15 protein-coding genes are annotated in these 19,995 nt (G+C 73.8%); 10 read left to right on the forward strand and 5 right to left on the reverse strand.

Annotation, left to right across the window (positions count from 1 at the left end; genetic code table 11):
* Nucleotides 1-97: 97 nt before the first annotated feature.
* Together KY5_RS07960 and KY5_RS07965 are read right to left on the reverse strand one after the other, a co-directional pair.
* Nucleotides 98-2,338 carry a molybdopterin-dependent oxidoreductase gene (locus KY5_RS07960; RefSeq protein ID WP_098241556.1) on the reverse strand — a complete coding sequence of 747 codons (2,241 nt, stop codon included), beginning with the start codon at nucleotides 2,336-2,338 and terminating at the stop codon, nucleotides 98-100.
* Between the two features lie 106 nt (nucleotides 2,339-2,444).
* Nucleotides 2,445-3,089 carry a TetR/AcrR family transcriptional regulator gene (locus tag KY5_RS07965; protein ID WP_098241557.1) on the reverse strand — a complete coding sequence of 215 codons (645 nt, stop codon included), beginning with the start codon at nucleotides 3,087-3,089 and terminating at the stop codon, nucleotides 2,445-2,447.
* A 100-nt stretch (nucleotides 3,090-3,189) separates the two neighbouring features.
* Here KY5_RS07965 and hmgA point away from each other — a divergent pair, with 100 nt between their 5' ends.
* The 3 genes from hmgA to KY5_RS07980 are packed head-to-tail and all read left to right on the forward strand — an operon-like array spanning nucleotide 3,190 to nucleotide 6,558.
* A complete protein-coding gene (hmgA, locus tag KY5_RS07970; protein WP_098241558.1) occupies nucleotides 3,190-4,515 on the forward strand; it encodes a homogentisate 1,2-dioxygenase in 1,326 nt (441 codons plus the stop codon).
* 53 nt (nucleotides 4,516-4,568) lie between these two features.
* Entirely contained in the window at nucleotides 4,569-5,318 is a 750-nt protein-coding gene (locus KY5_RS07975; protein WP_098241559.1) for a GntR family transcriptional regulator, read from the forward strand.
* A 25-nt stretch (nucleotides 5,319-5,343) separates the two neighbouring features.
* Complete coding sequence (locus tag KY5_RS07980; protein WP_098241560.1) at nucleotides 5,344-6,558, forward strand: type ISP restriction/modification enzyme; 1,215 nt, start codon at nucleotides 5,344-5,346, stop codon at nucleotides 6,556-6,558.
* On the opposite strand, the gene KY5_RS07985 is transcribed toward KY5_RS07980, so the two are convergent.
* On the reverse strand, nucleotides 6,551-7,948 hold the full coding sequence (locus tag KY5_RS07985; RefSeq protein ID WP_098241561.1) for an MFS transporter: 1,398 nt from the start codon (nucleotides 7,946-7,948) through the stop codon (nucleotides 6,551-6,553). The genes KY5_RS07980 and KY5_RS07985 overlap by 8 nt on opposite strands.
* Nucleotides 7,949-8,130: 182 nt before the next feature.
* On the opposite strand from KY5_RS07985, the gene KY5_RS07990 reads away from it, so the two are divergent.
* The gene (locus KY5_RS07990; protein WP_234362647.1) at nucleotides 8,131-9,072 is read left to right on the forward strand and encodes an NADP-dependent oxidoreductase; all 942 of its coding nucleotides are present in this window, start codon (nucleotides 8,131-8,133) and stop codon (nucleotides 9,070-9,072) included.
* Nucleotides 9,073-9,144: 72 nt separating this feature from the next.
* A complete protein-coding gene (locus tag KY5_RS07995; RefSeq protein ID WP_098241562.1) occupies nucleotides 9,145-11,973 on the forward strand; it encodes an ATP-binding protein in 2,829 nt (942 codons plus the stop codon).
* Nucleotides 11,974-11,995: 22 nt separating this feature from the next.
* Here KY5_RS07995 and KY5_RS08000 read toward each other — a convergent pair whose 3' ends face one another.
* Nucleotides 11,996-12,724 carry a TetR/AcrR family transcriptional regulator gene (locus KY5_RS08000; protein ID WP_098241563.1) on the reverse strand — a complete coding sequence of 243 codons (729 nt, stop codon included), beginning with the start codon at nucleotides 12,722-12,724 and terminating at the stop codon, nucleotides 11,996-11,998.
* Nucleotides 12,725-12,787: 63 nt separating this feature from the next.
* Between KY5_RS08000 and KY5_RS08005 the strand changes: the two genes are divergently transcribed.
* Together KY5_RS08005 and KY5_RS08010 are read left to right on the forward strand one after the other, a co-directional pair.
* Nucleotides 12,788-13,720, forward strand: a complete 933-nt coding sequence (locus KY5_RS08005; protein WP_098241564.1) for an ATP-binding cassette domain-containing protein — start codon at nucleotides 12,788-12,790, stop codon at nucleotides 13,718-13,720.
* 71 nt (nucleotides 13,721-13,791) lie between these two features.
* Nucleotides 13,792-14,574: an ABC transporter permease gene (locus KY5_RS08010; protein ID WP_098241565.1), complete on the forward strand. Its 783-nt coding sequence runs from the start codon at nucleotides 13,792-13,794 to the stop codon at nucleotides 14,572-14,574.
* Nucleotides 14,575-14,747: 173 nt separating this feature from the next.
* Here the strand turns inward: KY5_RS08010 and KY5_RS42460 are convergent, their stop codons facing one another.
* On the reverse strand, nucleotides 14,748-15,020 hold the full coding sequence (locus KY5_RS42460; protein ID WP_079044039.1) for a hypothetical protein: 273 nt from the start codon (nucleotides 15,018-15,020) through the stop codon (nucleotides 14,748-14,750).
* A gap of 523 nt (nucleotides 15,021-15,543) precedes the next feature.
* Between KY5_RS42460 and KY5_RS08020 the strand changes: the two genes are divergently transcribed.
* The 3 genes from KY5_RS08020 to KY5_RS08030 are packed head-to-tail and all read left to right on the forward strand — an operon-like array spanning nucleotide 15,544 to nucleotide 19,987.
* Nucleotides 15,544-17,097: a DUF4331 domain-containing protein gene (locus KY5_RS08020; RefSeq protein ID WP_098241566.1), complete on the forward strand. Its 1,554-nt coding sequence runs from the start codon at nucleotides 15,544-15,546 to the stop codon at nucleotides 17,095-17,097.
* The gene (locus KY5_RS08025) at nucleotides 17,094-18,422 is read left to right on the forward strand and encodes a tetratricopeptide repeat protein (protein WP_098247116.1); all 1,329 of its coding nucleotides are present in this window, start codon (nucleotides 17,094-17,096) and stop codon (nucleotides 18,420-18,422) included. The genes KY5_RS08020 and KY5_RS08025 overlap by 4 nt, the downstream gene beginning before the upstream one ends.
* A gap of 14 nt (nucleotides 18,423-18,436) precedes the next feature.
* Nucleotides 18,437-19,987, forward strand: coding sequence for a nickel transporter (locus KY5_RS08030; RefSeq protein WP_234363149.1), 1,551 nt, complete (start codon nucleotides 18,437-18,439; stop codon nucleotides 19,985-19,987).
* Nucleotides 19,988-19,995 lie beyond the last annotated feature (8 nt).

Here is a 19,995-nt window from a genome sequence, read left to right on the forward strand (position 1 = left end):
GAACTCCCACCAGGTCTGGCGGTCCGGATGACGTTAGGACCCGCTCCGAAGCGTTAACAAGATGTTGACGCGCGAGCAATAAGCGCAAAACTCCAGGTCAACGCGGTAGGGCAGGGGTAAGGGCGGTGACCTGCACGGCAAAGCCGTTGAGCACCGCGTTTCCGGAGAGCGGGTCGAGGAGCGTGCCGTCGAGGAGCTGGTTGACGTTGGCGCCGGGTTCCTCGGCCGCGACGGCGAGCCGGGTGCCGGGCCGGTCGTGCCCCCAGCCGTGCGGCAGGCTCACCACTCCGGGGCGCACCGCGTCCGTCACCTCCACCGGCACGTCGATCTCCCCTCCTGCGGCGGCCACGCGCGCCAGGCCCCCGTCGGCGAGTCCGGCGCGGGCCGCGTCGTCGGGGTGGACGTGCAGCGTGCAGCGGTTGGAGCCGCCCACCAGGGTGCGGACGTTGTGCATCCAGCTGTTGTTGGACCGCAGATGGCGTCGGCCGACCAGGACGAGCGCGGCGGGCTCCTCGGTCATCGCGCGGGCGAGCCGGGGCAGCTCGGCGGCGAGCGGCTCGGGGAGGAGCTCGACGCGTCCACTGCGGGTCCTGAGCACCTCGGGCACGCGCGGGGCGAGCGGTCCGAGGTCGATGCCGTGCGGATGCGCGAGGAGCCGCTCCAGGGTCAGGCCCTCGGGCCGGGCGCCGAACCCGTCGCCGTAGGGGCCGAGGCGCAGCATCATGTCGAGCCGCCGCTCGGGGCCGTCCGCGCCGGTCAGGAGCCCGGCGAGCTCCTTGGGGTCACGGCCGTACGCCGCCGAGTGCGGCTGTGTGACGGCCTTGCCGAGGGTGTTGTCGACCACCATCGCATCGACCGCCGACGGGTCGGCGCCGTGCGTGCCCGATGCCGCGAGGACGAGCCTGGCGAGGATCTCGCTCTCCGCCATGCGGCCCTCCTCCAGGGGGACGGCGGCGCGGGTGTAGCGGACCTGGTTGCGTACGGCCAATCCGTTGAAGACGAAGTCGTGGTGGGCGCTCTGGGCGGGCGGGGGCGGCGGGAGCACGACGTCCGCGTGGCGTGACGTCTCGTTGAGGTAGGGGTCGACGCTCACCATGAAGTCGAGGGACTCCAGGGCCCGGTCCAGACGGTCGCCGTCGGGCGCGGACAGGACGGGGTTGGCGGCGATGGCGACGACCGCGCGCACCGCGCCCTCCCCGGGCGTGTCGATCTCCTCGGCGAGCGCGGCGAGCGGCAGTTCGCTCTTGGCCTCCGGGTGTCCGCTCACCCTGCTGTGCCAGCGCCCGAGCGCGAAGCCCTTGCCGGGGCCGGCCGGGCGGGGCGGCTGTGCGGTGGCGGCGAGCGGGAAGAGGGCGCCGCCCGGCCTGTCCAGGTTCCCGGTCAGAACGTTCAGTACGTCGACGAGCCAGCTGGTGAGGGTGCCGAAGGCGACGGTGCTCGCGCCGACGCGTCCGTACACGGCGGCGGTGGGCGCTTCGGCCAGTTCGCGGGCGAGCGCGCGGATGGTGTCGGCGGGCACGTCGCAGGCCGGCGAGACGGCCTCGGGGGTGAACTCCCGTACCGCTTCGCGCAGTTCATCGACGTCCTGCACCTGGTCGGCCAGCTCGCCGAGGTCGGTCAGCTTGTCCTCGAAGAGGACCTGGGTGAGCGCGGCGAGCAGCAGCGCGTCGGTGCCGGGGCGGATCGCGAGGTGCCGGTCGGCGAGCGCGGCAGTGCGGGTGCGGCGCGGGTCGACGACGGTGAGGGTGCCGCCGCGCGCCTTCAACGCCTTGAGTTTGCCGGGGAAGTCGGGCGCGGTGCACAGACTCCCGTTGGATTCCAGGGGGTTGGCACCGAGGAGTAGCAGATGGTCGGTGCGGTCGAGGTCGGGCACCGGGATGGCGAGGGCGTCGCCGAAGAGCAGTCCGCTGGAGACGTGCTTGGGCATCTGGTCGACGGTGCTCGCGGTGAAGACGTTGCGGGTGCCGAGGGCGCCGAGCAGGACGGGCGGGTAGAGGGCGCCCGCCACGCTGTGGACGTTCGGATTGCCGAGGACGACGCCGACGGCGTTCGGCCCGTGCTCCTCGACCAGCGGTCGCAGCCGGGCCGCGACGACGTCGAACGCCTCGTCCCAGCCCACCTCCTGGAGCCGCCCGTCCTTGCGCACGAGGGGCGCACGCAGCCGGTCGGGGTCGGCGTCGGCCTCGCCGAAGGAGGCGCCCTTGGGGCAGATGAAGCCGTGGCTGAACACGTCGTCCCGGTCGCCGCGCGCACCGGTCACCCGGGCGCCTTCGACGGTGAGCGTGAGCCCGCAGGTGGCTTCGCAGAGCGGGCAGATGCGCAGGGCGGTACGGGGCATGAGCCCTCCCCGGGGCGTGGGTGTGCGAGCGCCTTGAGCATACCGACCGGTACGCATGGAGGGGAGCCCCCGCGGGCGGCGAAACTGCCCCCTACTCCCCTGCCCCCTACTCCCCCGCGCCGCCGAGCCGATGCGTCAGATACGCGTGGACCAGTTCCCGCGCCTCCACGATCAGCGCCGCGTCCCCCGACGGGTCGGTGCGGAAGGCGAGTTGGAGGACCGAGTCGACCGCCTCGACGGCGACCACGACAGCGCGGCGCAGTGCGGCGTCGAGGGGGCGGCCGAGGTGGTCGGCGAGGAGTTCGCCCACGCGGTCGGCGACGTCGAGGTTGGCGTCGGGCATCGCGTCGGGGGCGGAGGGGATGCCGAAGTCGACGAGACCGAAGCCCGGTACGGAGCGCTTCATGGCGAGGTACTCGTCGAAGGCGATGTCGACGGCACCGCGCCAGTCACCCGGGGCGACGTCGGCCATGCGGGCCCCGACGCGTTCGCCGTAGCGGTCGAGGTTGCGGTGGGCGAGGGCGTCCGCCATGGCGCGCTTGTTGCCGAAGAAGCGGTAGACGGAGCCGATCGGCACGTCGGCGCGCTGCGCCACGGCGCGGGTGCTGAGCTCCTCGTACCCGACCTCGTCCAGGAGGGCCGCGCAGGCGTCGAGGATGCGGGTCAGGCGCTCGGCGCTGCGCTGCTGCACGGGCGTGCGGCGCAGGGCGCCCAGCGGGCGCGGCTCCTCGGGCGGGTTCGGGTGGGACATCCCGGGAGAGTAGAGCACCGCTCAGCTTCTTGGCTCCCTCTTGCGGAAGGAAAAGCTGAATCCTACGGTGTTCCATAGGAATCATGACGAGGGAGCGACGATGAGCGGGGACCACACCAGCGACGCCCGGAAGACCGCCGAAGGGCTGTCCTATCTCTCCGGCTTCGGCAACGAACACAGCTCGGAGGCCGTGCCGGGCGCCCTGCCGCACGGCCGCAACTCTCCCCAGCGCGCTCCCCTCGGGCTCTACGCCGAGCAGCTGAGCGGCTCCGCCTTCACCGAGCCACGGGCGCACAACCGCCGCTCGTGGCTGTACCGCATCCGCCCCTCGGCCGCGCACCCGCGCTTCACCCGCGTCGACAACGGCGCTCTGCGCACCGCCCCCTTCACGGAGTCGGTGCCCGACCCCAACCGCCTGCGCTGGAACCCGCTCCCCGAACCCGCGCCCGGCACGGACTTCGTCGCGGGCCTGTGGACGCTCGGCGGCAACGGCGACGCGACCCAGCGCACCGGCATGGGCATTCACCTCTACCACGCCAACTCCTCCATGCGGGAAAGGGTGTTCAGCGACGCGGACGGCGAGCTGCTGATCGTGCCCGAGCACGGCGGGCTCCTGCTCCGCACCGAACTGGGCCTGCTGCACGCCGAGCCCGGCGAGGTCGCGCTGATCCCGCGCGGCGTCCGCTTCCGCGTGGAGCTGCTCGACGCGAGCGCGCGCGGGTACGTCTGCGAGAACTACGGCGCGCCCTTCCAGCTCCCCGACCTCGGCCCGATCGGCGCCAACGGACTCGCCAACGCACGGGACTTCCGCGCGCCCGTCGCCGCGTACGAGGACGTCGAGGGTCCGGTGGAGGTGGTCAACAAGTTCTGCGGCAACCTCTGGTCCGCGACGTACGACCACTCCCCCCTCGACGTCGTCGCCTGGCACGGCAACCACGTGCCGTACGTCTACGACCTGCACCGCTTCAACGTGATCGGCTCGATCAGCTACGACCACCCGGACCCCTCGATCTTCACGGTCCTCACCTCGCCCTCGGACACCCCGGGCCTGGCGGGCGTCGACTTCGTCGTCTTCGCGCCGCGCTGGCTGGTCGGCGAGGACACCTTCCGGCCGCCGTACTTCCACCGGAACGTGATGAGCGAGTACATGGGCCTGATCGAGGGCGCCTACGACGCCAAAGCGGAGGGCTTCGTGCCCGGCGGCGGCTCGCTGCACAACATGATGTCGGCGCACGGACCCGACCGCGAGACCTTCGAGAAGGCGTCGGCCGCCGAGCTGAAGCCGCAGAAGATCGACGACGGCCTCGCCTTCATGTTCGAGACGCGCTGGCCGGTGACCGCGACAGGGCAGGCGGCCCAGGCGGCCCATCTGCAGCGCGGGTACGACGACGTGTGGCAGGGTCTGGAGCGCCACTTCCGCAGCTGACAAGGTGTTCACGCAGCTGTCGGCGCTGCTCACGCGACTGATTCGGAGAGACCGTGACCGCTTTCGCCCCGGACTCGATCGTCCTGAATCGGAAGCTGCCGCTGTGGTACCAGGTGTCCCAGTCACTGCGCGCCTCGATACTCGGCCGCACCCCCGAGGCCCCGCTCCGGCTGCCCACCGAGGAGCAGCTGGCGGGGCACTACGGGGTGAGCGTGCTGACCATGCGGCAGGCGCTCAAGGAGCTGGAGGACGAGGGCCTCATCTCCCGGCACCGGCGGCGCGGCACGTTCATCGAACCGAGCGCGCAGCGCGGCTCCCCCGTCCGCCTGCTCGGCTCGGTCGACGCGATCGTGGCCCAGCAGTCGGGCATGAGCACCCGGCTCCTGGAGCACGGCACGGCGCCCGTCCCGGCCGAACTCGCCGAGCACTTCCCCGACTCGGCCGAGGTGGCGACCTACCACCGGCTGCGCGGCGACGAGCTCTCCGGCGAGCCCACCAACCACGCCCGCAACTACATCCGCCCCGAACTGGCCGACCGCATCGACCCGGACGACCTCGTGCGCTGGCCGATGACCAAGGTCCTGCGGGACGTGGTGGGCGTCACCATCGGCCGGATCACCGACACCGTCGAGGCCACGCTAGCCGACCCGGAGACCGCCCGGCTCCTCCAAGTGCCGCTGCTCAGCCCGATCCTGCACTACACCGGCATCACGTACGACGAGGAGGGACGGGCCCTCGACGTGGCCCGCATCCACTACCGGGGCGACCGCTTCTCCTTCACGGTCACGCTCGACGCGACGTGACGCCCGGCCGGGGGTACGTCGTACGATGCCGGGCGTGACGCACGACGAAGCGCCGCTGCTCGGTGACCTCATGCCGTGGTCCGTCGCACCGCTCCGGCCGGGCCGGGGGTGGCCGATGGGCCCCGACGCCGCATCCCTGAAGGCCCGTTGGGACGCCTTCGTCCGCGCGGACGCCCCGGCGCGGGCCCGCCTGCTCGCCCCCTCGCGCTCGCGCACCCCGCACACCACGGTCGCCCAGCTCCCCGGCCACCCCGGCGGCACCGGCCCGCTGGCCACCGAGTCGGGCCGCTGCCCGGAGCCGGTGCGCGTGCTGCACGGCCCCTTCGACGAACAGTGGCTGATCCCCGATCACCGGCTCATCGACGTGGCACGGCCCGAGCTGTGGCGGGTCGCGGGCGAGGGCCAGCTGTTCCTCGTGGAGCAGGGACACGTCGCGGGAGCCTCGGGCCCCGCCGTACTGGCCTCCGCCGTACTCCCCGACGGCCGCTCGCCCGCCGGACGCCCGGGCAGGATCCGACCGCTGTTCCGCCGCCCCTGCGGACGCGAACCCAACGTGGCACCGGGCCTGCTCACCCACCTCTCCGCCGCCCTCGGACAGCCCGTCGACGCCGAGGACCTGCTCGCCTGGACGCTGGCCGCCGCACGCCCGTCGGCCGGGGGCTGCCGGGTCCCGCTGACCTCCGACGCCGAGCTGTGGGCACGCGGCACGGAACTGGGCCACCACCTGCTCCGCCTCCAGGCACGCGCCGACGGCGCCCGCCCCAAGCTCCCCGGAGGACGACGACCCTACGTCCGGGCGCCGCTCCCCGCACGGCCGACGGCGCTCACCTACGACGCCGACGAGGAAGCACTGTGCCTGGACGCGGGACGCATCTCACCGGTGCCGCGCGAGGCGTGGGAGTTCGAGGTGAGCGGCGTACGCGTCCTGGAACTGTGGTGCCTGCGCCGCACCACACCCACCGAGCCCGAGGACCCCACCGCGCTGGAGGCGATCCGCCCGACGACCTGGCCGCAGACCTGGACGTCCGAACTCCTCGAACTGATCACCGTACTCACGCTCCTGAGCGAACTGGAGCCGCGACGAGGCGAGTTGACGGACGCGCTCGACGAGGAACGGACGACGGACGCCGCCGAGCTGCGCGAGGCGGGCATCCTGCCGGTACCGGAGGCGGCACGACGCCCGGCCTCCGTCCTCGACCACCACGAAGAGGGCCCCGGCGGACAGTTCGCGCTCATCTGACTTCGCCGGACGTGGCCTCGCGACCGGCGTCGCCCGCTGCCACGAGCGCGAGGATCCCGGCGATCTGGAGCACGGCGAGCACGACGACGCCGGTGCGGAAGCCCGCCGCTCCCCCGCCGCCGAGGCCGTGGGCGAGCGCCGCGATCGCGGGACCGACCGTGAAGCCGAGGGTGCGCGCGGTGTTGCCGACCCCGCCGCTCGTGCCGAGCATGCCGGGCGGCGCCGCGGCCATGATCGACGCGTTCACCGGCGTACCGAACAGGGACTGCCCCACGCCGATCACGGCCAGCCGCCAGCCGATGTCGACGAGCCCGGAGTCCGGCCCGAGCGTCAGCATGCTCAGCAGCCCCACGACGACCAGGACGAGTCCGCCCGCGCCGAGGAACCTGCCGGGCAGCCGGTCCGCGAGACGGCCGCTGACCGGTGAGCAGAGGGCCACGGCGCCGATGAAGAAGACCATCGCGAGGCCGGTCGTGGCGGCGCCCCTGTCCAGCACGTCGGCGACGTAGAACGGCAGCAGGAAGTAGGAGAGCCCCACGAAGGTGCCCGTCACCAGGAGGGCGAGCATCGGCAGGCCGACGGCCCTGCGCCGCAGCAGGCCGATGACCGGGCGCGCCGAACGCAGCCGCGACCACCCCGTTCCGAGCACGGCGCCCGCCACGGCGAACAGCGCGGCGACGATCGGCTGGTCGGCCTCGATCCGGTCGAAGGCCACCAGGAGCGCGGCCACCGCGCCACCGAGCACCAGGCCGTCGCCGACCAGGGAGCGGTCGGGCCTGGTGAGCCCGCGCGGTCCCGTCGAAGGGACGAAGCGCGCCCCGAGCCAGACCACCACGATCAGGACCGGGAGCTTCATCAGCATCACAGGACGCCACCCGTACGCGTCCGCGACGAGCCCGCCGAGGGACGAGCCGCCCATCGAGCCGAGCGGCATGATCGTGGCGATGTAGCCCATGGCACGGCCGCGCTGGTCCGGGTGGACGGTGGCGGCGACCATCGGCAGGTAGAGGGCGCCGACCAGGACGCCCGCCACGCCTTGGAGGATCCGGGCGGCGATGAGGGCGGGGAAGTTCGGCGCGACGGCCGCGAGCACGCTGGTGACACCGACCGCGGGCACGGCCAGCAGGAACAGGGCCCGCAGGTCCACGCGGTCCACCCAGCGGCCCGCCGGGATCGCGAGCGCGGCCGTCGGCAGGGCGTAGGCGAGCAGCACCCACTGGGTCGCGCCGGTCCCCACGCCGAGTTCGGCGCCGATGGCGGGCAAGGTCACCGACGACAGGCTCAGTTCGAGGGTGACCATCAGAAACGCGAGCGCCAGCACGGCGACCGGCGCCCACCGCGTCCGCACGGCGTCGCTTCCCCCATCGGTCCCACAGGTCGTATGCGTCATGGCCCGAACCTAGGAACCGGGTGCCGCGCCTCGCCTCCGTCGTACGACTGGGGGTGACCAGGTAACCGGACCCGGTCATGAACCCGGTCGTCCGACAGAGGTCCGGCACCCCGGGCGCTTCCTACCGTTCCGAGTGTCCGGATCAAGGGACATCAGCGAGCGGACAGGGAGTTGAGTCGACGATGACGGAAACGGCGACGGAGAAGACGATGCGGGCGGCCGCGATCACGGCGTACGGCACGGCCGACGTCCTGCGCACCGCGGACCTGCCCGTCCCCGAGCCGGGGACCGGCCAGGTGCGGGTGCGGGTACGGGCGGCCGGGGTGATGCCGTTCGATATCGGGATCAGGCAGGGCGTGATGAGGCCGCCGGGCGTGGAGTTCCCGATCGTGCCGGGCAACGAGTTCGCGGGCACGGTCGACGCCGTCGCCCCCGGCGTCACCGACTTCGTCCCCGGCGAACCGGTGCTCGGCTACTCGCTGCTCGGCGCGTACGCGGAGTACGTCGTGGTGGGCGCCGACCAACTGGTGCGCAAGCCCGACGAGATGGAATGGGCGGTGGCGGGCGGCTTCTCGGGCAACGCGCAGGGCGCGCACCTGGCGCTGAGCGCGATGCGGGTGGAGCCCGGTGACACGGTCCTGATCAACGCGGCGGCGGGCGGACTCGGCACGCTGGCCGTGCAGTTGGCACGGCTGTGGGGCGCGAGCACCGTCATCGGCACGGCGAGCGAGGCCAACCACGGCCATCTGCGGAAGCTCGGCGCGGTCCCTGTGCGGTACGGCGACGGCTTGGAGGAGCGGCTGCGCGCCCTGGCCCCCGACGGTGTCGACGCGGTGCTCGACGGGGCGGGCGGGGCGGGTCTGGCCGCCGCGGCGGCGGTGGCCGCACACCGCGACCGGGTCATCACGATGGTCGACACCGAGCAGGCGCGTGCGCTGGGCCTGCCGGAGATGACCGGCACCCGGGCCGCCTGGCGACTGGCCGAGATGGTGGATCTGTACGCGAAGGGGCAGCTGCGGGTGCACATCCGCGCCCAGTACTCACTGGAGCGGGCGGCGCAGGCCCAGCAGAACGTGGAGACGGGGCACGGCATCGGCAAGGTGGTGCTGACGGTGGGGTCGTGAGGCACGGGCCCGGTGACGGACGACAGCGACCTTCCGAACCGGTCGCCCGCGGGGGCCCGTTAGGGTCGGACCATGCTCTACGGACGCGACGACGAGACCGCTCGGCTGGCTGAGCTGCTGGTACGTGCCCGGCAGGGCGCGAGCGCCGCGCTCGTCCTGCGCGGCGAGGCCGGTATCGGGAAGACGGAGCTGCTCGAGCACGCCGCCGCGCTGGCGACGGCGCACGGCACCCGCGTCCTGCGTGCCACCGGCATCGAGGCGGAGAGCGAACTCCCCTTCGCGGGGCTGCATCTGCTCCTGCATCGCGCCACCGACCGGATCGACGACCTCCCGCGGCCGCAGGCCGACGCGCTGCGGGCGGCGCTCGGGCTCGCGCCGAGCCCGAGCGCCGGTGCCGACCGTTTCCTCGTCGGCCTCGCCGTCCTCACCCTCCTCGCGGACCTCGCGGAACCTGTGCGGCCCAAGGAGTCCGGGCAGCCCCTGGCGGAAGGTGCGGACGGCGGCTCGGTCCTCTGTCTCGTTGACGACGCCCACTGGCTCGACCGGGCCTCCGCCGACGCCCTGCTCTTCGCGGCCCGGCGCCTCACCGCCGACGGCATCGTCATGCTGTTCGCCGCCCGCGACGCGCACGCCCCGCCGTTCCCCGCGCAGGGCCTGCCCGAGCTGCGGCTCACCGGGCTCGACGAAGGGGCCGCGAGCGAGCTGCTCGCCGCGCACGCGGGGGATCTGCCCCGCCACGTACGCGATCAGATCCGGGCGGAATCGGCCGGCAACCCGCTCGCCCTGCGCGAGCTGCCCGCCGCCCAGCGGGAGGGCCGGATGTCCGCGTACGACTACCGGTTGGGCGCGCTGCCCAGCCACTCCCGCCTCCTTGCGACGTTCGCCGACCGCGTCGGCGCGCTGCCGCGCGCGACCCGCCTCCTGCTGGTCGTCGCGGCCGCCGAGGGGACCGGGGACCTCGCGGTGACCGCGTCCGCGGCGAGCGCCCTCGGCGCCTCCGTCACCGATCTGGAGCCCGCCGAACGCAAGGAGCTGATCGGCGTCGACGGCGGCCGGTTCGCCTTCCGGCACCCCCTCGTCCGCGCGGCCGCCTACCGCGGCGCGCCGGTCGGCGACCGCATCGCCGCCCACCGCGCGCTCGCCGACGCGCTGCCCCGCGTCGGCAACGTGGACCGCCGCGCCTGGCATCTGGCCGCCGCCACGACCGAGCCCGACGAGTACGTCGCCGCCGCCCTGGAGGAGACCGCCGAGCACGCCCGCGAGCGCGGTGGCTACGCGGCCGTCGCCGCGGCCTGCGAACGTGCGGCCCAGCTCAGCCCGGAGGGCGACCACCGCGCCCGGCGCCTCGCGCTCGCCGCGTCGGCCGCCGCGGACGCGGGCCAGCACGAGCGTGCCGCGGAACTCGCCCTGCGCGTCGCCCCGCACCTCACCGACCCCGCCGTCCTCGCGCACCTCGCCCAGGCTCGCGCCGTCCTCGCCCGCGAGCAGGGCAGGCTCGACACCGCAGGTGCCGTGCTCCTGGACGCGGCCGCCGGGATCGCCCCGCACGCGCCGGGGACAGCGGCGTTCATGGCGTACGAGGCGATGGCGGCGGCCTGGCACTCCGGGCACCGGCAGGCCATCGAGGAGACCGGTGACCGGCTGGCCGGGCTCGGCCTGAAGGCGCCGATCGACGCGCTGCCCGAAGCGCCGCCCTATCTGGCCGCGGCCGAGGGCCTCGCCCGGCTCGCGGCGGGCGACCCGGGGGCCGGACTCGCGCCGCTGCGCGCGCTGTTCGAGACGCTGCGGACCCCCCGCCAGGGCCAGGGGCACACCCTGCGCGAACGGGTCTCGATCGCCTCCTGGTTCGCGCCGCTCGCCGAGGTGCGGACCGGCAACGACCTCGTGGCCGAGCTGGAGCGCGACTGCCGCGACCAGGGCGCGCTCGGTCCGCTGCCCCTCGTACTGCTGCTGCGCACGCGCACCCGGATCCTGCTGGGCAGGCACGGCTGTGCGCTGGCCGGCGCGGACGAGGGGCTGCGGATCGCCGAGGACACCGGACAGCCGTACTACGCACGGCAGTTGAGAGGCGCCCTCGCCCATCTCGCGGCGCTCGACGGCGACGAGGAGCGCTGCCGCGACCTCGCGGGCCGGGGCAGCGATCCGCGCCAGACGCTGCCGGGACTGGAGTGGGGCGCGCTGGCCGTCGGCCTCCTGGAGCTGGGCAACGGCAGGTACGAGGCGGCGCTGCGCGTGTACGAGGACGTCGCGGCGAGCCCGTCGGGCCACACGGTCGCCGTCCTGTACGGCGTGCCGGACCGGGTCGAGGCGGCCGTACGCACCGGACGGGCCGCCTCCGTGCGGGAGTTGGCGGCGGACTTCGGCGCGTGGGCCGGACACACGGGCGCGGCATGGGCACGCGCCCTCGCCGCCCGCTGCCGTGCGCTGCTCGCCCCCGAGGCGGCGGCGGGCGCGGTGTACGAGGAGGCGCTCGCCCTGCACGCCGACGACGGCCGCCCCTTCGAACGGGCCCGCACCGAGCTGCTCCTCGGGGAGTGGCTGCGCCGCGCGGGCCGCAGGAGCGAAGCCCGTACACCGCTGCGCTCCGCCCTGGACACCTTCGAGCTCCTGGCGGCCGCGCCCTGGGCCGAGCGGGCCCGCGCCGAACTGCGGGCCACCGGTGAGAGCCGGGCGCGGCGCGGCGGCGACCTGGCACCCCTGGAGCACCTCACCCCCCAGGAACGCCAGGTGGTGCGGCTCGCGGCGACCGGCATGACCAACCGGGACATCGGCGCCCAGCTGTTCCTCTCGCCCCGGACCGTGGGCTACCACCTCTACAACGCCTACCCGAAGCTGGGCGTGGCCTCGCGCGGCGAGCTGGCCGGGCTCGACTTCAGCGACGAACGCGAGGAGGCGGCCTGACGCCCGGCGGGGACCTGGCCGTTCAGCCCGCCCCGCCCGCCCCCGCGAAGGAGTCGAGGAGCCGGTTGAGCATCCGCTCGAAGATCTCGTCCGGGGTGCCCGGCGCGGGGCCCTGCGCGAACGCGGCGGCGAGGCGTGGGTAGGCGCCGCCGCCGACCTGGCCCGCGAGGTAGGCGAACCGGGCGGCCTGTTCCTGCTCCTCCGACCACGGCAGGGACCTGGCGTGGTCGGCCATGGCGGACTCGTTGGCCACGTACGTCATGACCGAGCCGTTGACCATGCCGATCAGTTCCATCTTGGTGCCCGAGGGGACGTCGAGCCCTTCGAGGACGGTCAGGCAGTGCTCCAGGAAGCGCAGGGCGTTCGGGCTGCATCCGTAGAGCGGTGACATGACGCGCGCCAGCCAGGGGTGACGGCGCATCATGTCGCGCGTCTGGCGGGCGAGCGCGAGGATCTCCGCGCGCCAGTCGGCGGCCCCGGGGCCCGCGGGCAGCTCATACTCGGCGCTGACCGCGTCGACCATCAGCTCGTACAGGTCTTCCTTGCGCGGCACGTAGTTGTAGAGCGACATGGTGCCGCAGCCCAGCTCACCCGCCACGCGCCGCATGGAGACCGCGTCGGCGCCGTCCGCGTCGGCGATGCGGACGGCGGCCGCCGCGATGTCCGCCCTGCTGTACGCGGGCTTGGGGCCGCGGCCCGCACGCTCGGGGCGCGCCCAGATCACTTCGGGAGTGGCCGCTCGGCCCGCCATGGATCATCACCTCGCCCACCATGTTAGTTACGTACAGCGTACGTAGTGGGGTACGGTGCCGACATGACTTCTACGTACGCTGTACTTAGTGAAGGTCTGGAGAAGCGCTACGGCTCCGGCGATTCCGCCGTGCGGGCCCTGCGCGGCCTGGATCTCGCCATCGCCGAAGGCACCGTCTGCGGGCTGCTCGGCCCCAACGGCGCGGGCAAGACGACCGCCGTCCGCGTGCTCACCACCCTCCAGACGCCGGACGCGGGCACGGCGCGGGTCGCGGGGCATGACGTGCTGCGCGAACCGGAGGCGGTACGACGCCACATCGGTGTCACCGGGCAGTACGCCTCGGTCGACGGCGACCTCACGGGGCGGGAGAACCTCCGGCTCTTCGCCAAGCTGCTGCGGGCGCCGCGCACGCGTGCCGACGAGCTCCTGGAGGAGTTCGGCCTCGGCGACGCCGCGGGGCGTCCCGCGCGGACGTACTCCGGCGGCATGCGGCGCCGCCTCGACCTCGCGGCGAGCCTCCTCGTCCGGCCCCGGGTGCTCTTCCTCGACGAGCCGACCACCGGCCTCGATCCGCACAGCAGGAACGGCATCTGGGACGCCGTGCGGAAGCTGGCGGCCGAGGGCACGACCGTGCTGCTCACCACCCAGTACCTGGAGGAGGCCGATCAACTCGCCGACGACATCGTGCTGATCGACGAGGGACGGGCCGCGCACCGGGGGACGCCCGCGGAGCTCAAGGCACAGATCGGGAGCTATGCGGAGGTGGTCGTGGCGGAGGACGAGGCGCTGTCCGCGGCCGCGGTCGTGCTGGACCAGCTGACCGGTGCGGAGCCGGTTCTCCGTGCGGAGGAGCGGACCGTGGGCGTGGTGTCGCTCGATCCCTCGCTGACGCTGCCTCGGCTCGTGCGGGAGCTCGATGCCGCGGGGGTTCCTGTCGTCGACGCGAGTCTGCGGGTTCCGACGCTTGATGACGTCTTTCTGCGGCTTGTTTCTTGAACAGCGCGCCGCTTCGCGGCGAATCGTTCTCGCCCGCCCACCCAACGCTCCTACCCGAAGGGCTGAACCACATGACTGACCTCGTCCACGACAGCGGGGCCATGTTCGGTCGACACTTGCGGCGCATCAAGCACGCGCCCGCGATCCCGATCATGACCCAGACGATGTCCATTGTCTTCCTGCTCTTCTTCGGCTACGTCTTCGGTAGCGCGCTCGCGATGCCCGGCTCCGACTACCGCGCGTTCCTCGTGCCCGGCATGCTCGTGGCGACCGCCGCCAACGGCATCATGACCGGGATGTTCACGGCCGCCCAGGACTCCCACCGCGGGGTGATGGACCGGCTGCGGACCCTGCCGATCAGCCGGGCCGCCGTGCCGTTCGGGCAGGCCGTCGCCGATCTGGCGACGACCGCCGCGGGCCTCGTGCCGCTGATGCTCGTGGGGCTCGCGATGGGGTGGCGGATCGAGGGCGGGGTGCTCGAAGCGGTCGGCGCCTTCGGCCTGTTGCTGCTCTTCCGCTTCGCCAGCACCTGGATCGGCATCCTGCTCGGGCTCGTCTCACGGAGCGAGGAGGCGGCGGGGCAGCTGGGCGGCGCGACCTTCATGCTGCCGCTGCTCTCGAACGCCTACCTGCCCACCGAAGGGCTGCCGGGCTGGCTGCGCACCGTCGCCGAGTGGAATCCGATCAGCGCGGTCGCCACGGCGGTACGGGACCTGTGCGGCAACGCGCCCGTACCCGCGGATGCCGCGTGGCCGGTGGCGCATCCCGTGGCGGGGTCGATCGCGTGGTCCCTCGTGCTGCTCGCGCTCTGCGTGCCGCTCGCGGTCCGGCGTTGCACACGGGGAGATCGGTGAGTGCGGTGGGGAAGTCCGCGGTACCAACGAGCGGGCGGGGCAAGGGTGTTGCGGGGACGGGTGAGATGGCGACGGGTGAGCTGGACACACGTGTGGTGGGAAATCGGGTGGGTGGGTGGGAGTGCGTCCGCCGCGAAGAGCGACGGTTCGAATCTCCCAGACCACCCGCGGCCTTAGCGACGACCCCCGAAAAGCGACCGACGCAACCGACGCAGCGGCGCGAAGAGTGAGACACGCCTCACTCGGGCACCCCGGCTGCTGCGGGCGTGCGCGGCGTCACGTGAGGTGAGCTCACGCATCAGCAAGGTCGCCTCGTGCGACTCGCGCTGCGGGACGGCGGGACCGCCCAGCACCGAGAGATGGCGGTCGAGACGCGAGCTGGTCGCGCTGCTCCCACAAGTGATCGCAGGGACACGCGCCCTGCTGCGCACCGTTATCTGTTCCATGTCACTCCCCACCCGTACGAGGGCACCCGGCCCAGGGCAGGTTAACCCTATCGCCCCATCGTGACACTCGTGTATCCCGGTCGCAGGATTCACCTCCCCCACAAGGAGGTTGACGACTACTCTCCGAATACAACTGATTCCAGGGCGAGTTGGACATCCCGTCCGACGGCGGGTCCGGCGGCGGGCCGAACGCCCGATCGCACCCCGCGGCCGCCCCACGCCCGGCGGCGGCTGCCTCCGGGCGCGATCCGCCCAGGTCCCGGAGGTCCGGTCCGTGGTCGGCTCCGTCGTCGGCCCCGACGTGGTCCATCTCACGTGCGCCGGTTCCGTGACCGGGGCCTGATGCGCCCGTCGTACCCGCCCCCGTCACCTGTCGCACGGAGTCGAGGACAGGAGGCCGGTGTCCGGCGCGCGCCCCCAATCCGCCCGGTCCGCCGTCCCGAATGGCCTGTGTCAGGCGGCCCCCGCACCGCGTGGGCGGTCGCACGCAGCACCACCGCACAGGGACACGAGGACGCATGCGATGACAGCAATCGCCAGGACCGGGACGGGGTGGCGCGGGCTCGCCGCCCTCGTCTGCGGCGCGCTGGCCGCCGGGGGGCTCACGGCCGCCGGGGTGAGCGCACTGGGTCCGGGGGCCGCCGAGGCCTCGAGCCACCGGGAGGCCCCGCTGATCTCGGGGCAGCCCCAGTACGACAACACGGACGTGTACGCGTTCGTCAGCCCCGACAAGCCGGACACCACGACGCTCGTGGCGAACTGGATCCCCTTCGAGGAACCCGCGGGAGGACCCAACTTCTACCTCTACCCCGAGGACGCCCGGTACGACATCCACGTCGACAGCGACGGCGACGCGCAGGGCGACCTGATCTACCGGTGGACGTTCGACACCAAGGTCAAGAACAAGGACACCTTCCTCTACAACACCGACCAGGTGACGAGCCTCGACGACCCCGACCTCAACATCACGCAGACGTACGACATCGATCTGCTCAAGCTCGACGACCAGAAGATCGTCTCCACCAAGAAGATCGCCGACGACCTGCCGGTCGCGCCGTCGAACGTCGGCAGGGCGTCGATGCCCGACTACAAGAAGCTCCGCGACCAGGCGGTGCGTCAGGTCTCGGGCGGCGGGACCTCCTACGTGGGGCAGGCCGACGATCCCTTCTTCCTGGATCTGCGGGTCTTCGACCTGCTGTACGGCGGGAACCTCTCCGAGGTCGGCAGGGACACGCTCAAGGGTTACAACGTGAACACCGTGGCGCTTCAGGTGCCCAGCGCCGACCTGCGCCGGTCCGCGAAGCAGCCGACCGTCGGCATCTGGTCGACGACGCAGCGCAAGAACGCCCAGGGCGACTGGACGCAGGTGTCGCGGCTCGGCAACCCGCTGGTCAACGAGGTGGTCGTGCCGCTGCGCGACAAGGACAGGTTCAACGCGTCCTCGCCCTGGAAGGACGCCGACTTCCTGACGTACGTGCAGCGCCCCGAGCTGGCCAGGCTCCTGGAGAAGATCTACGGGATCAAGGCCGCCGACGAGCCCCGCAAGGACCTGGTCTCCGTCTTCCTGACCGGGGTGAAGGGGCTCAACCAGCCGCCCGGCGTGCGCCCCGCGGAGGCGCTGCGCCTCAACACCTCCGTCAAGCCCAGCGCCGACCCCAAGCGGCTCGGCGTCCTGGACGGCGACAACGCGGGCTTCCCGAACGGGCGGCGGCTCACCGACGACGTCGTCGACATCGAGCTGCAGGCCGTCGCGGGTGAACTGGTCGGCAACAAGAACGACTTGGGCGACGCGGTGAACGCCAACGACCAGGCGTTCGGCGGGACCTTCCCGTATCTGGCGCTGCCCACGGCCGGATCCCGCGGACCGCTTGCGGGCAAGGGCGGCCAGGACGGCAAGGACAGCGCGTCCGGCAGCTCCGCGCGCGACGCGCTCGTCGGCGGCTCCTTCGAGCGGGCCACCCCGGCGGACGGCACCGACGACGCCGTTCTGATCGGCTCCGCCGCGGCGGGCGCCGCCGGTGTGCTCCTCGTGGGGCTCGGCCTCCTGTGGTGGCGCAGGCGGGGGCGGGCCACTTGAGCACGGCACGCCGCGCGGCGCGTACCGCCGGGGTCGTCGTGGCCCTGGCGGCCGCCCTCACGGGAGGTGCCATCGTGCTCGGCGGCGGCGCGGGGGCCGGTCGGCCCCCCGCCGTCGCCGGTCCCGCCGTGCCGACCGTCCTGCCCAGGGACGGCGACCTGGACCGGGGCGTGGCCGCCCTGCGGGCCCATCTGCGCGCCCAGCCGAAGGACTTCGTCTCCTGGGCGACGCTGGGCACGGCCCACGTCGAACAGGCCCGCACACGCGGCGACCCGGCGCTCTACGACGCGGCCGACCGCGCCATCGACCGGTCCCTGAAGCTGCGCCCCGGCAACGACGCGGCGCTCGCGGGGCGCGCAGCGGTGGCCGCCGCCCGGCACGATTTCCACGGGGCACTGCGGCACGCGTCGGCCGCGCTCGCCGAAAACCCCTACAACGAGCGGGCGTTGGCCTCCCGCATCGACGCCCTGGTCGAACTCGGTCAGTACGACGCGGCGGCCCGCGCGGCCGACACGGCGGACGCACGGCGGCCCGGGGTGCCGGTGTTCACGCGCTACGCGTACGTACGGGAGCTGCGCGGGGACGTCACGACCGCCCGGCGCGTCCTGGAGCGGGCCCTCGCCGGCGCGACGGCACCGGGGGACGTGGCGTACGTGTCGACGGCGCTCGGCCAACTCGCCTGGCGCCAGGGCGACTACGCGACCGCGCTCCGGCGCTGCGGGGCCGCGCTGCGGGCCGACGCCGCGTATCTGCCCGCCCTGGAGTGCCGGGCCAGGGCGCGGGCGGCACGCGGCGACACGGCGGCGGCCATCGCCGACCTGCGCGACGTGGTGGCCCGCCAGCCGCTGCCGGGCCCCGTGCTCGCGCTCGGCGAGCTGTACGAGGCGCGGGGCGAGCGGCGGCGGGCCCGCGAGCAGTACCGCCTCGTGGACGCCTGGGTGGCGCTCGCCCGCGCACACGGCGTCGACGCGGACCTGGACACGGCACTGGCCGCGGCCGACCACGGGGACGGGGCGGCGGCGCTGCGGGCGGCACGGGCGGAGTGGGCGCGCCGCAGGACGGTCCACACGGCCGACGCGCTCGCCTGGGCGCTGCACGTCAACGGCCACGACGAGGAGGCCCTGCGCTACGCCCACCGCGCCACGGCCACCGGCTTCGACGAGGCGACGTTCCTCTACCACCGAGGAATCATCGAACACGCCACCGGCCACACGACCGCGGCAGAACGCTCCCTGCGGGCGGCGCTGCGCAAGAACCCGGGGTTCTCACCCCTGGGGGCACCAGCGGCACGCGAGGCGCTGCGGGAGATGGGGGGCGGGTCATGAGGCAGAGGTCGGTCATGAGGCTCAAGGCGCGGCGACGTACGCGAGGGGCGGGAGCCGCGCGGAGGCGGTGGGGGGTTCGGTGGGGCCTTCGGTGGGGGTGTGTGGTGGGGGTGGGGTTCCTGGTGTGGGGGCTCGGCGGGGGTGCCGCTTTCGCGCATCCCTTGGGGAACTTCACCGTCAGCCGGTACGACGGGCTCGTCGCCGAGCCGGGGCGGTTGCGGGTCGAGCACGTGGAGGACCTCGCCGAGATTCCCGCCACCCAGGCCGCGCCGCGCATCCGCGACGTGGGCAGGGCGCGTTGGGCGCGGGAGCGGTGCCGGGCCGCCGCCGGGGACACGCGGGTCGACGTGGACGGGCGGCGCGCGGCGCTCCGGGTGCGGGACGCCCGCGTCCGCGTACGGCCGGGCCAGGCGGGCCTGGACACCCTGCGCGTGGAGTGCGTCCTGACCGCTCCCCTGCCCCGCGGCACCGCCGTCGAACTCCGGTTCAGCGGTGGTGCATCCGAGACCGGCGGCTGGCGTGAGGTCACGGCTCGCGGCGACCGGATGACGCTCGCCCGCTCCGACGTGCCCGAGGAATCCCCCTCACAGCGGCTCACCCGCTATCCCAAGGAGCTCCAGTCCGACCCGCCCGCGACCGCGACCGCCGCGCTGCGGATCGTCCCCGGCGGCCCCGCACTCGGCGCCGAGCGGCAGGCGCCGGGTGCCTCCGTGCTGCCGCGCGGCGCCGACCGATGGACGCGGGCGCTCACCGGACTCGTCGGCCGGCACCGGCTCACCCCGGGCTTCGCCGCCCTCGCGCTCGGCACCGCCCTGCTCCTCGGCGCCCTGCACGCGCTCGCGCCGGGCCACGGCAAGACGCTGATGGCCGCCGCGGCGGCCGCCCGAGGCCGTGCGACCGCGCGGGACGTGCTGCCGCTGGCCGCGTCGGTGACGGTCACGCACACCCTGGGCGTGCTCGCGCTCGGCCTCCTGGTGAGCGGGGGTTCGGCCGCGGGGCCCTCGGTCGTCGCCTGGCTCGGCGTGACGAGCGGCGTGCTCGTCACGGGTGCGGGCGTCCTCCTCGTCCGCAGGGCATGGCGCCGTCGGCGTACGAGCGGCTCGAACCACTCGCACCACCACCACGAGCACCCGCACCCCCACCCACATCCCCCTACGCACCCGCACCCCCACCCTCATGACCACTCTCCCCCGCGCCCCCACCCCCACCGGCACGACAAGGCCCCCGGCACCGGCGTGCGCGGCGCCCTCTTCCTCGGGTTCGCGGGCGGGCTCGTGCCCAGTCCCTCCGCCGTCGTCGTGCTGGTCGGCGCCGCCGCGCTCGGTGCGGCCTGGTTCGGTCTGCTGCTCGTGGTGGCGTACGGCGCGGGGCTCGCCCTGACGCTGACGGCGGCCGGGTTCCTCGTGGTCCGCGCGGGGGCCCTCGCGAGCGGACGGCTCGGCGGCGCGGTGCCCGCGGGGCTCCGACGGATCACCGCGCGGTTCCTGCCGCTCGGTTCGGCCTGCGTGGTGCTCGCCCTCGGGTGCGGATTGGTGTTCAAGGGGGCCGCAACGGCGCTCGGTTGAGCTACTTT

The sequence above is a fragment of the Streptomyces formicae genome (assembly GCF_002556545.1).
GTDB lineage: Bacteria > Actinomycetota > Actinomycetes > Streptomycetales > Streptomycetaceae > Streptomyces > Streptomyces formicae_A.

Excerpts from the sequence above, each read along its gene's own strand:
- KY5_RS07960 (WP_098241556.1), bottom strand. The coding sequence starts at position 2,338 with ATGCCCCGTACCGCCCTGCGCATCTGCCCGCTCTGCGAAGCCACCTGC.
- KY5_RS07965 (WP_098241557.1), bottom strand. The coding sequence starts at position 3,089 with ATGTCCCACCCGAACCCGCCCGAGGAGCCGCGCCCGCTGGGCGCCCTG.
- hmgA (WP_098241558.1), top strand. The coding sequence starts at position 3,190 with ATGAGCGGGGACCACACCAGCGACGCCCGGAAGACCGCCGAAGGGCTG.
- KY5_RS07980 (WP_098241560.1), top strand. The coding sequence starts at position 5,344 with ATGCCGGGCGTGACGCACGACGAAGCGCCGCTGCTCGGTGACCTCATG.
- KY5_RS07985 (WP_098241561.1), bottom strand. The coding sequence starts at position 7,948 with ATGACGCATACGACCTGTGGGACCGATGGGGGAAGCGACGCCGTGCGG.
- KY5_RS07990 (WP_234362647.1), top strand. The coding sequence starts at position 8,131 with ATGACGGAAACGGCGACGGAGAAGACGATGCGGGCGGCCGCGATCACG.
- KY5_RS07995 (WP_098241562.1), top strand. The coding sequence starts at position 9,145 with ATGCTCTACGGACGCGACGACGAGACCGCTCGGCTGGCTGAGCTGCTG.
- KY5_RS08000 (WP_098241563.1), bottom strand. The coding sequence starts at position 12,724 with ATGGCGGGCCGAGCGGCCACTCCCGAAGTGATCTGGGCGCGCCCCGAG.
- KY5_RS08005 (WP_098241564.1), top strand. The coding sequence starts at position 12,788 with ATGACTTCTACGTACGCTGTACTTAGTGAAGGTCTGGAGAAGCGCTAC.
- KY5_RS08010 (WP_098241565.1), top strand. The coding sequence starts at position 13,792 with ATGACTGACCTCGTCCACGACAGCGGGGCCATGTTCGGTCGACACTTG.
- KY5_RS42460 (WP_079044039.1), bottom strand. The coding sequence starts at position 15,020 with ATGGAACAGATAACGGTGCGCAGCAGGGCGCGTGTCCCTGCGATCACT.
- KY5_RS08020 (WP_098241566.1), top strand. The coding sequence starts at position 15,544 with ATGACAGCAATCGCCAGGACCGGGACGGGGTGGCGCGGGCTCGCCGCC.
- KY5_RS08030 (WP_234363149.1), top strand. The coding sequence starts at position 18,437 with ATGAGGCTCAAGGCGCGGCGACGTACGCGAGGGGCGGGAGCCGCGCGG.